This is a genomic window from Paraburkholderia sp. BL25I1N1 (genome assembly GCF_003002025.1).
Classification (GTDB): domain Bacteria; phylum Pseudomonadota; class Gammaproteobacteria; order Burkholderiales; family Burkholderiaceae; genus Paraburkholderia.
The window spans coordinates 239019-251395 of sequence record NZ_PVZB01000006.1 but is presented as its reverse complement, the minus strand read 5'-3'; the positions used below and the strand labels follow the sequence as shown (position 1 = coordinate 251395).

The 12377-nt window shown below is 62.0% G+C and carries 10 protein-coding genes; 7 read left to right on the top strand and 3 right to left on the bottom strand.

From position 1 onward, the window contains the following. The first annotated feature begins 21 nt into the window (after positions 1-21). Positions 22-1269, top strand: a complete 1248-nt coding sequence (locus B0G73_RS11685; RefSeq protein ID WP_106280820.1) for a hybrid-cluster NAD(P)-dependent oxidoreductase — start codon at positions 22-24, stop codon at positions 1267-1269. A 136-nt stretch (positions 1270-1405) separates the two neighbouring features. After that, positions 1406-2263, top strand: coding sequence for a glycine betaine ABC transporter substrate-binding protein (locus B0G73_RS11680; RefSeq protein WP_106280818.1), 858 nt, complete (start codon positions 1406-1408; stop codon positions 2261-2263). A 106-nt stretch (positions 2264-2369) separates the two neighbouring features. Here B0G73_RS11680 and purU read toward each other — a convergent pair whose 3' ends face one another. Further along, on the bottom strand, positions 2370-3245 hold the full coding sequence (gene purU, locus B0G73_RS11675; RefSeq protein WP_106280816.1) for a formyltetrahydrofolate deformylase: 876 nt from the start codon (positions 3243-3245) through the stop codon (positions 2370-2372). 137 nt (positions 3246-3382) lie between these two features. Beyond that, a complete protein-coding gene (locus B0G73_RS11670) occupies positions 3383-4297 on the bottom strand; it encodes a choline sulfate utilization transcriptional regulator (RefSeq protein WP_106280814.1) in 915 nt (304 codons plus the stop codon). Positions 4298-4460: 163 nt separating this feature from the next. On the opposite strand from B0G73_RS11670, the gene betC reads away from it, so the two are divergent. The 3 genes from betC to B0G73_RS11655 all read left to right on the top strand — a co-directional run bounded on the left by betC (position 4461) and on the right by B0G73_RS11655 (position 8419). Continuing rightward, positions 4461-5999 (top strand): choline-sulfatase, encoded by a 1539-nt coding sequence (gene betC / locus B0G73_RS11665; RefSeq protein ID WP_106280812.1) that lies wholly within the window; start codon positions 4461-4463, stop codon positions 5997-5999. Between the two features lie 51 nt (positions 6000-6050). After that, complete coding sequence (locus B0G73_RS11660; RefSeq protein WP_106280811.1) at positions 6051-7001, top strand: choline ABC transporter substrate-binding protein; 951 nt, start codon at positions 6051-6053, stop codon at positions 6999-7001. Between the two features lie 269 nt (positions 7002-7270). Further along, the gene (locus tag B0G73_RS11655; protein WP_106280809.1) at positions 7271-8419 is read left to right on the top strand and encodes a porin; all 1149 of its coding nucleotides are present in this window, start codon (positions 7271-7273) and stop codon (positions 8417-8419) included. 57 nt (positions 8420-8476) lie between these two features. Here the strand turns inward: B0G73_RS11655 and B0G73_RS11650 are convergent, their stop codons facing one another. Beyond that, entirely contained in the window at positions 8477-9397 is a 921-nt protein-coding gene (locus B0G73_RS11650; RefSeq protein ID WP_106280807.1) for a LysR family transcriptional regulator, read from the bottom strand. Positions 9398-9506: 109 nt separating this feature from the next. On the opposite strand from B0G73_RS11650, the gene B0G73_RS11645 reads away from it, so the two are divergent. Then, positions 9507-10148 (top strand): glutathione S-transferase family protein, encoded by a 642-nt coding sequence (locus tag B0G73_RS11645; protein ID WP_106280805.1) that lies wholly within the window; start codon positions 9507-9509, stop codon positions 10146-10148. A 33-nt stretch (positions 10149-10181) separates the two neighbouring features. Next, positions 10182-12230, top strand: coding sequence for a pyridoxamine 5'-phosphate oxidase family protein (locus B0G73_RS11640; protein ID WP_106280803.1), 2049 nt, complete (start codon positions 10182-10184; stop codon positions 12228-12230). The last annotated feature ends 147 nt before the right edge of the window (positions 12231-12377 follow it).

Here is a 12377-nt window from a genome sequence, read left to right as displayed (position 1 = left end):
AACCAGGAGTCGGAGAAAACAATGATGCGCGATCAGGCGACGTTTCAACTGAGCCCCGAACCGGCTTCAGATCACGCTGCGAGCCGCGTCACGCAGCCGCGGTTCTGGGAGACGTTGCCGCCACGCTGGAATAGCGATACCGACGACACGCTGGTGTGCTGCCAGGTTCGTCAGGAAACGCACGACGTGAAGAGCTTTTTCTTCCGCGCGCCGTCCGGGCGGGCGTTTGTGTTCGAGCCGGGGCAGTTCATTACGCTGGAATTGGAGATCGACGGTGAATCGAGCAACCGTTGCTATACGATTTCGTCACCCCCCACTCGTCCTCACACGATCTCGATCACGGTGAAGCGCGTGCCGGGCGGCAAGGTCTCCAACTGGCTGCACGACAATCTGCACGCGGGCGCGGAGATTCGCGTGCTCGGGCCGTCGGGCGAGTTCACCTGCGCGCGGCATCCGGCGCGCAAGTTCCTGTTTCTATCCGCCGGTTCGGGGATCACGCCGTTGATGTCGATGAGCCGCGCGCATCACGAACTCGGTGAAGACAGCGACATCGTGTTCGTGCATAGCGCCCGCACGCCGGACGACATCATCTTCGCGCGCGAACTCGATCTGATCGCGTCGAATCAGGCCCATTTTCGGACGGCGTTCGTTTGCGAGCGGGTTGGCGCACGCACGAACTGGCCAGGCGTCACTGGCTTTCTGACCTTGCCGTTGCTCAAGCTCATCGCGCCGGATTATCTGGAACGCGAGATTTTCACCTGCGGACCCGCGCCGTATATGCAAGCCGTGCGCAATCTGCTGGATGAAGGCGGGTTCGATCGCGGCCATTATCACGAGGAAAGTTTTTCCTTCGAGACGGTCAGTGAAGTGGCCGCGCAATTGACCACCGCGCATGTCGCGGACGCATTGCAGAGCGTTGGAGCACCGGTGAGCGCGGACAGCTTCGTCGAGGCGCGCGAGGAGGCGCCTGGATTTGCGCCCGCACCCGTTTCCATCGAAACAGAAATCCGCTTCAAGGTGAGTTTCGCCAAAAGCAACCGCGAGATCGAATGCGGCAGCGGCCAGCACGTGCTCGACGCGGCGAAGAAAGCGGGCGTGAGGTTGCCGGCGTCGTGTACACAGGGCATGTGCGGCACCTGCAAGGTCAAGCTGGTGTCGGGTGAAGTCGCGATGAAACACGCCGGTGGGATTCGCCAGCGTGAGATCGATCAGGGCATGGTGCTGCTGTGCTGCAGCAAGCCGTTGAGCGATCTTGTCGTGGATAAGTAAGACGAGAAGAAGATGGGTCCAATGGCGCGAAGTCGCGTGCGGACAACTGCATGTCGGAAAACAACGCTACCCGGTAATTCTGGCTGGCGATTCTAAATGCTCATTGGGTTGTTTTGACGGCAAAGGGAGAACGGCGATGAGACTGATCAAAAAGATATTCGTGTTGAGCGCCATGAGCGCGGCGCTGGCGGCAAGCAGCGTGAGCGTGTCGGCCGATAGCAAGCCGACCATCAAGATCGGTTACGTGGAAGGCTGGGACGATAGCGTCGCGACCTCGAACGTGGCCGCGCGCGTGATCGAAAAGCGCCTCGGCTATCAGGTCACACTCGTGCCGGTCGCGGCCGGCGTGATGTGGCAGGGCGTGGCGCGCGGCGACCTCGACGCGACGCTGTCGGCGTGGCTGCCGGTCACGCACGGCGCGTACTGGAACAACTTCAAGGACAAGGTGGTCGACCTCGGGCCGAACTTCAACGACGCGAAGATCGGTCTGATCGTGCCGGATAACGTCGACGTGAAGAGCCTGAGCGATCTGGAAGCCAAGAAGGCGGAGTTTGGCTCACGCATCGTCGGGATCGACGCCGGCGCGGGCGTGATGCAGAAAACCAGCGAGGCGATCAAGGCCTACGGACTCGACTACCAGTTGATGCCGAGTTCAGGCAGCGCGATGACCGCTGAACTGGCGCGCTCGGAAGCGGCGAGCAAGCCGATTATCGTGACGGGCTGGAAGCCGCACTGGATGTTCGCGAAGTACAAGCTCAAATTCCTGGACGACCCGAAGAAGGTGTTCGGCGAAGCGGAGCACGTGGATAGCGTCGTGAATCCTGAACTCGAGAAGAAGGCGCCGCCGGTCGTCGCGTTCCTCAAGAAGTTCCAGTGGAAGCCGGGCGAGATCGACAGCGTGATGCTGGCGACGCAGAACGGCGAGAAGCCGACCGCCGCGGCGGATGCATGGATCAGTGCGCATGGTGACCGGGTGGATAGCTGGGTGAAGTGATTCTGCCGGGCACTGCCGGGCACACTCGTACGAAAGCGTTGCCGCCTTGATGAAGCGGCAACGCCTGAAAAAACGTGAACGCCGCTTCTAGCGGCGTTCTTTTCGTTTACTGCAGGACAACAGTCCGATCGCCGTTGATAAACACGCGCCGTTCGATAAACGCCTTGACGGCCCGCGCAAGCGTAATGCATTCGACGTCGCGCCCCGTGGCAAGCAGACGCTCCGGGCTATACGAATGATCCACGCGCTCCACCACCTGTTCGATGATCGGACCTTCGTCCAGATCGTCGGTGACGAAATGCGCGGTCGCGCCGATCAGTTTGACGCCGCGTGTATGCGCCTGGTGATACGGCTTGGCGCCCTTGAAGCCGGGCAGAAACGAATGATGGATATTGATCGCTCGCGCGGCCAATGCACGGCTCGTTTCGCCGGAGAGAATCTGCATGTAGCGCGCGAGAATCATCAGTTCGGCACCCGAAGTCTCGAACAGATCGAGCAAACGCGCTTCCTGTTGCGGCTTCGTGTCGGCGGTGATCGGCAGATGGTGGAAGGGCAGGCCGTGCTGCTGCGCCAACGGTTCGAGATCGCGATGATTCGAACCGATGCCGACAATGTCCATCTTCAGCTCGCCCATGCGCCAGCGGAACAGCAGATCGGCAAGACAGTGTTCGAGTTTCGACACCATGATCAGCACCTTCGGGCGCGTGCCGACGTCATGCATTGCCCACGTCATGCGGAAACGCTCGGCGATCGGCTCGAATTCGCGCCTGAGCGCCGTGGCGTGCAGCGTCTCCTGAGTGTCGACGCCATGAAAGACGCAGCGCACGAAAAAGCGCTCGCTGAGGTCGTCGTCGAAAACGGTCAGTTCGTCGATATAGCAATGATGCCGGTCGAGAAAGCCGACGACAGCGGCAACCTGGCCCGCCGCGCTCGGACAGGCGACCGTGAGAACCAGCTGATCGGGACGGGAATCGACGGACATGCGCACTCCACTTGGACAATAGGACGATGCCGCGGGGCGCGGCATGCATCATCGCAGTAGAGCAAATCAGGCGGGTACGCGGATAGAAGCTAACCGCCGTCGCGCTGGAACGGGAGCGTCAGGCCGCCGCGCAGCGCTTATTCCGCGTCGAGCCCGCATTCGCCGAGCAGCCAGTGGCGAAACGCGCTGACCACGGGTGTCGCCGCGCGCTGCGTGACGAGCAGATAGCCGCGCTGCGTGACGACCGGCGGGTCGAACAGTTCGACGAGTTGCCCGGTGGCAAGCAGTTCGTCGACCAGCGGCGCCCAGCCCAGCGCAACGCCCTGGCCCATGATCGCCGCATGGGCGACGAGCGTAAAGCTGTTGAACGTGATGCCGCGATGCGCGGCGGGCGCATCGAGTTCGTGCGCGCCGAACCAGTCGGCCCATGACAGCCAGCGCGCCGGCTGGGTCGGCTCGAGATGCAGGAGCGGCAGATTCAGCAGATCAGCGGGCGCGTGCAGTGACGGGTGCGCCGCGAGAAATGCCGGGCTGCACACCGGCGTGACGCGCTCGGGAAACAGCTTGACCACGCCTCGCGCGGTCCAGTCCGCGTGTTCGTCGCCGAACGCAATGGCGATGTCCGCCTGATCGTGCGACGGATCGAACACGCTTTGCGACGTAATGATCTTCACGTCGACGTCCGGCATGAGCGCCTTGAACTGCGATAGACGCGGCATCAGCCAATAGGTGGCGAAGCCGAAGTCGGTGGAGAGGGTGAGCGTTTGCGGCGTGCGCCGCGCGCGGATTTCGCTGGTGGCGAGGCGAATCGTGTCCAGCGCATGGCGCACCGCTTCGAAGAGCCGTTCGCCGTCTTCGGTGAGCGTGACGCCGCGATGGCCGCGCTCGAACAGCGGCGCGCCCAGCGCTTCCTCTAGCTGCACGACGCGTTGACTCACCGCGGGCTGGGTTGAACCCAGTTCGCGCGCGGCCGCCGTGAAGCTGGCCAGACGCGCGGCGGACTCGAACATCGTCAACGCCTGCATAGGCGGCAAGCGGTCCTGTCTCGACATAACACCCTCTTATAGGCACATAACGAATTGCCGTCTTCACAGCCGCGAATTGGACGGCAATAGTGGTGCTCATGGCGGGCCCGGCATGCTGGCAGCCCGCTCGCCGTTGCATCCATCACGGCATCCGCATCGACACATGCGATTCTATTCGAGGCGCGCACTTATGCTTGACAGCAAAAAGAATATTCTTATTCTGATGGCCGACCAGATGACGCCGTTCGCGCTGGCCGCATACGGACACCGTTTGATGAAGACGCCCAATCTCGATCGCCTCGCGCAGCAGGGCGTGGTATTCGAATCGGCCTATTGCGCGAGTCCGTTGTGCGCGCCTTCGCGATTTTCTTTTTTGTCGGGCAAGCTGCCGTCCGCCATCGGAGCTTACGACAACGCAGCGGAATTTCCGTCGCAAACGCTGACATTCGCGCACTATCTTCGCGCTGAAGGATATCGAACCATTCTGTCGGGCAAGATGCATTTCTGCGGCGCCGATCAGTTGCATGGCTTTGAAGAACGGCTCACCACCGACATCTATCCCGCCGATTTCGGCTGGACACCCGACTGGGACCACTTCGAAGCACGTCCCACGTGGTATCACAACATGAGTTCGGTAATCGACGCGGGTCCGTGCGTGCGCACCAATCAACTCGACTTCGATGACGAGGTCACATTCACCACCCGTCAGAAACTCTTCGATATCGCGCGCGAACGTCATGCGGGCAAGGATGCACGGCCGTTCTGCATGGTCGCCTCGCTCACGCATCCGCACGACCCGTACGCGATTCCGCAAAAGTACTGGGATATGTATGGTGACGAAGATATCGACATGCCCGCGTTTCGCGATTCGTTCGAACACGCGGACCCGCACTCGAAGCGTCTGCGCCATGTGTATGAGGCAGATCGCACCCCGCCTACCGATCAGCAGATCCGCAACGCGCGCCGCGCTTACTATGGCGCGATCTCCTACGTCGACGACCAGTTCGGCGCGATCCTCGAAGCGCTCGACCAGGCCGGGCTCGCGCAAGATACGGTGATCGTCGTGACGTCCGATCACGGCGAGATGCTCGGCGAGCGCGGCCTCTGGTACAAGATGACTTTCTTCGAAGGCGGTTGCCGCGTGCCGTTGATCGTGCATGCGCCGCAGCAATTCGACGCGCATCGCGTGAAGGCCTCTGTCTCGCATCTCGATCTGGTGCCGACACTGGTCGAACTGGCGCGCGGCGAGCAACCGGCCGTGTGGCCCGATTCGCTCGATGGACAATCCCTCGTGCCGCATCTGCTGGGCAGGCAAGGCGGCCATGATGAAGCCACTGGCGAATACCTGGCCGAGGGCGCGATTGCGCCAATTGTGATGCTGCGGCGTGGGCCGTTCAAGTTCATTCATACGCCGGCCGATCCCGATCAACTCTATGACGTCTCAGCCGATCCGCTGGAACGCGAAAACCTTGCCGCGCGCAGCGAATATGCATCGCAAGTCGCGGCATTTCGTGAGGACATCGCGCAACGCTGGGACCTCGCCGCGCTGCACAACGAAGTGCTGCAGAGCCAGCGGCGCCGCCATTTTCACTTCGCGTCAACTACGCAAGGCACGGTCGCGTCCTGGGACTGGCAACCGCGCGTCGATGCGAGCCAGCGATATATGCGCAATCACATCGACCTCGATACGCTCGAAGCGATGGCGCGCTTTCCCGCCATCGCCCGTTGATCCGCACGCTGCTCACGATCCAATTCACCCCACGAACAGGAAGCCGACATAATGAAAAAGCTCTTCAGACAGGCGGTCACCGGCGTTGCGCTGCTGTGCGCGGCAGCCACTTTCGCCTCGGCCGCCGAGCCGCAGTCGTGCACGCAGGTCAACATGGCCGGGCCCGGATGGACCGACATCGACGCGACCAATGCAATGACCGGTGTATTGTTGAAGGCGCTCGGCTATAAGCAGAACGTGGCCAACCTGTCGGTGCCGATCACGTATCAAGGCCTGAAGAAAGGGCAGATCGACGTGTTCCTCGGCAACTGGATGCCGGCGCAGGCGCCCGTCGTCAAACCGTTCGAAGAAGAAAAGTCGATCGAGGTCGTGCATCCGAATCTGAGCAACGCCAAGTTCACGCTGGCCGTGCCCGACTATGTGGCCGCCGCCGGCATTCATTCTTTCGCGGACCTGGCGAAGAATGCCGACAAGTTCGACAGCAAGATATATGGCATCGAGCCTGGCGCACCGGCCAATCAGAACATCAAGAAAATGGTCGATGACAAGGCGTTCGGACTCGGCAACTGGAAGCTTGTCGAATCGAGCGAGACCGGCATGCTCACGCAGGTGGAGCGCGCGGTGCGCGAGAAGAAGTGGATTGTCTTTCTCGCATGGGAGCCGCATTTGATGAACACGAAGTTCAAGCTCACGTACCTTGACGGCGGGGACAAGTACTTCGGGCCCAACTACGGCGGCGCCACGGTCAATACGGTCGCGCGCAGCGGCTATGCCACGCAGTGTCCGAATGTCGGGCGGCTTTTCAAACAACTCACCTTCAACGTCGATCTGGAAAACGGCGTGATCACCGAAGTACTCGAAAAGAAAACAGGCGTGGATGTCGCCGCCACGGAAGCACTCAAGCGTCACCCCGAATTATTGAAGTCGTGGCTCGACGGCGTGAACACCGCGAGCGGCGCCAATGGCCTGCAAGCGGTGCAAACCGCACTCGGCGTGAAATAACAGCCGCATTCCTAACGATGAGGTCGCGGTGCGACAGATTTATGTCGCATCCGGTCGAATCTTCGTAAATCTGGACCCGTATTCTTGATCCGGCAATGCGGACGTGAGTGGCTATTGCATGCATGTAGATAGCTCCAATTCGTTTCACACCGTCTCAGCCGGTTTCTGAACTGCCCGTCATGCGAGAAGCGCCGCGCGTTGGACAACAACACGCAGCAGGGATCGCTTTATCCAACGAAATACGCAGGCAAAGAGCAGGGGAGAATTAAATGAAGAAGAGAAATGCCGCCAGCCTTTCGGGACTCGCTATCGCGGCAAGCGCAGTATTCGCGCCGACGGCTGCCCATGCACAAAGCAGCGTCACACTTTACGGCATTCTGGACGCCGGCATTACCTACGTGAACAATGCCGGCGGGGCTCACCAGTTTAAATTCGATGACGGTATTTCATACGGCAACCGGATCGGCTTCAAGGGCGTCGAGGATCTCGGCGGCGGCTTGCAGGCGGTGTTCGTGCTCGAATCGGGTTTTCATGTGGGCAACGGGCAACTCGCATTCGGCGGCGCCGAGTTCGGACGTCAGGCTTATGTGGGCCTGAAGAACAACTGGGGGCAACTCTCGCTGGGTAATCAGCTCGACATGACGGAGGAATTCGTCTACCTCTACAACATCTCGGCGTGGGCGAGCGGCTACGCGATCCATCAGGGCGACTTCGACCGGATGAACGGCGACCGGCTGCCGAATTCGATCAAGTTCCTCTCCAACGACTATGCCGGCTTCTCGTTCGGTGGCATGTATTCGTTCGGCAATACCGCCGGTGACTTCCACAACAAGAGCGCGTGGAGCGTGGGCGCGCGTTACGAGCACAGCGCGTTCAACATGGGCGCGGCCTATACGCAGTTGAACAATCCGAACGGCATCTATGCATTCGACCCGTACGCGATGATCGGCACACGCACGTTCCTCGGCAAGCCGACCGTGTCTGTCGATCCGGCGACCGGCGCGGTGACGGATCTATACAGCTCGTCGCCGTTTCCGGTCGACAAGCAGGGGGCGTTCGCAGTCGGCGCGGCCTATACGATCGGCAAGGTCATGTTGAGCGGCAACTTTACCTACACGACCATCAAGGGACTCGGCGAGACCTCGCATATGCAGGTCTATGAGGCGGGCGCCTCGTACACCTTCACGCCCGCGTTGATGTTGTACGGCGGCTATCAGCACACGCGGTTCGAAGGCAATCACTGGAACCAGGGCTCGCTCGGACTGCATTACCTGCTGTCCAAACGCACGGACGTCTACGTCTCCGGCGATTATCTGCGCGCGTCGGATGGCGTGAATGCGGTGATCGGCTACAGCTTCACGCCGTCCACGTCGAACACGCAGAGCGATGTGCGGATCGGCATGCGGCATTCGTTCTGACGCGTCGACACGCGAAGGCTCGAAGGTGTCCCGGTTCACGGGACACCAACTGTGCCATTACGCTGCGCGCTCAAGCTGCTTCTTGAACGTCTCGATTAGCGCCCGCACTTTGGGCGGAGGATGACTCGTGGGCGGAAAGATAGCTTGAATACTTGCGGGCTCGGTCGCCCATTCCGGCAGCAGGCGAACCAGCCGACCCGCAGCGATATCGCCGCCGATCGAGAAGTCCGTCAGCAGGCCGAAGCCGCCGCCGGCGAGGGTGGCTGCGCGGCAGGCGTCGGCGGTGTTCACCAGTAACGCGTTTTCGCAGCGCACGCTTTCAGCGTCGCCATCGCCTTTGCCATCGTTGCGCTGCAGGTCGAGCGTCAACGGACGCGGCAGCACCGTCAACGCGCAGAAGGGCATTGCCGACAGTTCGGCGGGTGTTTGCGGTTGCCCCCAGATGTCGACGAAATCCGGGCTCGCCACGATCCATTTGACGAAGCTGCCGAGTTTCACCGCGCGGAAATTGGAATCGGCAAGCCGGCCCAGGCGGATCGCGACGTCGATGCCGTCCGCGATCAGATCCACATAACGATCGGTGCACAGCAACTCGACATTGAGTTGCGGATGCGTGCGGCGCAATTCCACTAATACCGGCGCGACCGCAAGCGAACCGTAATCGATTGGCGAGCTCACGCGCAACGTGCCGCGCACGGGCGCCGTTTCGCCGCCGATCGCCGCCAGCGCGTCTTCCGTGGCGCGGAGGATTTTCACGCTCGCTTCGTAGAATGCGCGGCCGGGCTCGGTCAAACCGAGCCGCCGCGTCGTGCGCACCAGCAGGCTCGCGCCCACTTCCGCTTCGAGCCGCTGCATGTGCGTGCTGACCATTGTCTTGGCGAGGCCCAGACGCGCTGCCGCGGCGGTTAGCGAGCCCGCCTCGACGACCGCGACGAAGATCGCCAGCCGGTTCAGGTTTACGTCGCGTACATCGGCCATGGTGGATTGTCCATCTTCGATTGACTGTGTTTCCCGGATTATCAGGCTTCTGCAAAGGGGTGCGTGCGGATTATGCTCGCTTCATCCCTTCACCTTTCCGGAACCTGTCATGCCCGTTGCCCGACCCGCCCAGCCGATCCGCCTCTATACGACCCTGCTTTCCGGCCACGGCCATCGGGTGAAGCTGTTTTTGACCTTGCTGGATCTGCCGTTTGAAGTGGTCGAACTGGACATGAAGGCCGGCGACAACCGCAAGCCCGACTATCTGGCGCTCAACCCGTTCGGCCAGGTGCCGACGATTCAGGACGGCGACATCACCCTGTCCGATTCGAACGCGATTCTGGTGTACCTGGCCAAGCGCTATGGCGACGCCTCCTGGTTGCCGGATGACCCGCTCGCCGCGGCGGCTGTGCAGCGCTGGCTGTCGCTCGCCGCCGGTCAGATCGCGTATGGGCCGTGCACGGCGCGGCTCGTCACCGTGTTTCGTGCGCCTCACGATCACGAGACCGCGAAGAAGCTGGCCGTGAAGCTGTTCGACGTGCTCGACCGGGAACTGGCGGACAAGCCGTTCGCGGCAGGCAATCGGGTGACGATAGCGGATATCGCCGCGCACACCTACATCGCCCACGCGCCGGAAGGCGGCGTGTCGCTCGACCCCTATCCGAACATTCGTGCGTGGCTGCGCCGCGTCGAGGCGTTGCCGCGGTTCGTCGCGATGCCTTCGACAAAAGCGGGGCTGCTCGCCGAATGAACGGCTGATCCTTTACAACACCGGAGTCCGGTCATGTCCACCGTTATCCCTCTGAATGGCTGGGGCGTAGACACCTCGCCGTTTCATGCCGCCGAGCTCGCCGCCCAGCAGCGCGTGGGCGTGAGAAGCGTGGCGGAGGCGTCGGGACGCCGGGGGATCCGGCGCTACATGCCGGACCAGCATCGCAAGTTTTACTCCGAGCAGCCCTTCATGGTGTTGGGCGGCGTCGACGCGCACGGGCAGCCGTGGGCGACGGTGCGCGCCGGGCTGCCGGGCTTTGTGTCGTCGCCGGATGCGAAGACGTTGCGCATAGAGGGCGGTGCTTTAGCCGGCGATCCGCTCGCGGATAGCTGGCAGAAGGGTTCGATGATCGGCGGTCTCGGGCTGCAGCCGCAGACTCGCCGGCGCAACCGGATCAACGGCATGGTGACGTCGGCGGACGGGGCGGCGTTGACGCTCGAGGTTCGTCAGAGTTTCGGCAACTGCAACAAGTACATCCAGAGCCGTACACCGACGTGGGTGGAGCAGAGTGCGTCGGAACCTTCCGTGCCGCCGGAAATTGCGACGCAACTCAGCGATGCCGACCGCGCATTCCTGGCGCGGGCGGATACGTTTTTCATCGCAAGCGCAAACCTTGCTGAGGACGCGGGTCTCGCGCGCGGCGTCGACGTTTCGCATCGCGGCGGCGCACCGGGATTTGTGCGTGTCGACGATGAGCACACGCTGACCACGCCGGACTTCGTCGGCAACAACTTCTTCAACACGATTGGCAATCTGATCCATGATCCGCGCGCCGGGCTGCTGTTCATCGACTTTGCGAGCGGCGGTCTGCTGTATATCGCGGCGCGCGCGGAAATCGTATGGGACGGCGCGCAGCTGGCTGCCTTCGAAGGCGCGCAACGTCTGGTTCGTTTTCACATACAGGAAGTGCGGCGCAGCCGGAGCGCGCTGCCGTTTCGCTGGTCGGACGTCGAGTACGCGCCGCAGTTCGCGGCGGCGGTGCAAAAGCCGGTGACCGTATCGCCGTGGCACAAGCTGAAGGTCGCGGCGGTGGTCGAGGAGACTGCGTCGATCCGTTCCTTCTATTTTGAATCGGTCGACGGGACGCCGTTGCCGTCGTACAAGCCGGGGCAGTTTCTGCCGATCCGCGTGCCGGTGGCGGACTCCACCAGGCCTTTGTCGCGGACCTACACGCTGTCCGATGCGCACGATGCGCAGCGGTATCGAATCAGCGTGAAGCGCGAAGGCGTGGCTTCGCGATGGCTGCATGAGCATCTCGTTGCCGGAGCGCAGATCGAAGCGATGAAGCCGCGCGGTGCTTTCGTCTTCGATGACGACAGCCCGCGGCCTGCTGTGTTTATCTCGGCGGGCATCGGCATCACGCCGATGATGGCGATGCTTCGGCATGCGTTGACAGCGTCACGCACGGAGGCCGCGCAAGCGAAGCGGGTGTTCTTCTTTCACGGTGCGCGTAGCGATCGCGAACGTGCGTTCAGCGCGCAATTGAAAGAGCTTGCCGCGCACAACGCCGCGCTTTCCCTGCATCTTTTCGATAGCGCCGCCGATCAGGTCGCCCCAGGTGTGTCGGCCGGGCGTGTGAGCATCGACGCGTTAAAGCGTGCGCTTCCTTTCGATGACTACGACTTCTATCTGTGCGGCCCCGAGCAGTTCATGCGTGACCTGTATGAAGGTCTGCGCGGACTGGATGTCGCCGACGAACGGATTCGTTTCGAGGCGTTCGGTCCGGCGAGCGTCAAGCGTGTGCTTGCCATCAAGAGTGAGCCGATGCCGGTGGACAGGTCGGCACAAGACGCGGGCGCGGTGCAAGTGACCTTTGCGCGCTCCGGGCGCACTATTCAATGGCTGCCGCGCGACGGCAGCCTGCTTGAATTTGCCGAAGCGCACGGTATCGACGCGCCGTCGAGTTGCAGGTCGGGTATGTGCGGGACATGTTCGACGCGTTTGTTGTCGGGCCAGGTCAAGTACGACGGCGAAGTGGAGGCGCAAATCGAAGCCGGCGCGGCGCTGGTTTGCATGGCGCATCCGGTGGCCGGCGACGCGAATGTGACGTTGGATCTTTGATCGACGGCGGCGCAAAGCGCGTAGCCGTTCTCGACGCCGTCTTGAACGGAGGTTGTTCGGGTGTTCGGCATGGCGATCGGAAACCTCAGGCATCCTATGCAGACGGCTCGCCGCTCCGCGTGATTCGATGGCCGACCTCAACGCCTG

Excerpts from the sequence above, each read along its gene's own strand:
- B0G73_RS11685 (WP_106280820.1), top strand. The coding sequence starts at position 22 with ATGATGCGCGATCAGGCGACGTTTCAACTGAGCCCCGAACCGGCTTCA.
- B0G73_RS11680 (WP_106280818.1), top strand. The coding sequence starts at position 1,406 with ATGAGACTGATCAAAAAGATATTCGTGTTGAGCGCCATGAGCGCGGCG.
- purU (WP_106280816.1), bottom strand. The coding sequence starts at position 3,245 with ATGTCCGTCGATTCCCGTCCCGATCAGCTGGTTCTCACGGTCGCCTGT.
- B0G73_RS11670 (WP_106280814.1), bottom strand. The coding sequence starts at position 4,297 with ATGTCGAGACAGGACCGCTTGCCGCCTATGCAGGCGTTGACGATGTTC.
- betC (WP_106280812.1), top strand. The coding sequence starts at position 4,461 with ATGCTTGACAGCAAAAAGAATATTCTTATTCTGATGGCCGACCAGATG.
- B0G73_RS11660 (WP_106280811.1), top strand. The coding sequence starts at position 6,051 with ATGAAAAAGCTCTTCAGACAGGCGGTCACCGGCGTTGCGCTGCTGTGC.
- B0G73_RS11655 (WP_106280809.1), top strand. The coding sequence starts at position 7,271 with ATGAAGAAGAGAAATGCCGCCAGCCTTTCGGGACTCGCTATCGCGGCA.
- B0G73_RS11650 (WP_106280807.1), bottom strand. The coding sequence starts at position 9,397 with ATGGCCGATGTACGCGACGTAAACCTGAACCGGCTGGCGATCTTCGTC.
- B0G73_RS11645 (WP_106280805.1), top strand. The coding sequence starts at position 9,507 with ATGCCCGTTGCCCGACCCGCCCAGCCGATCCGCCTCTATACGACCCTG.
- B0G73_RS11640 (WP_106280803.1), top strand. The coding sequence starts at position 10,182 with ATGTCCACCGTTATCCCTCTGAATGGCTGGGGCGTAGACACCTCGCCG.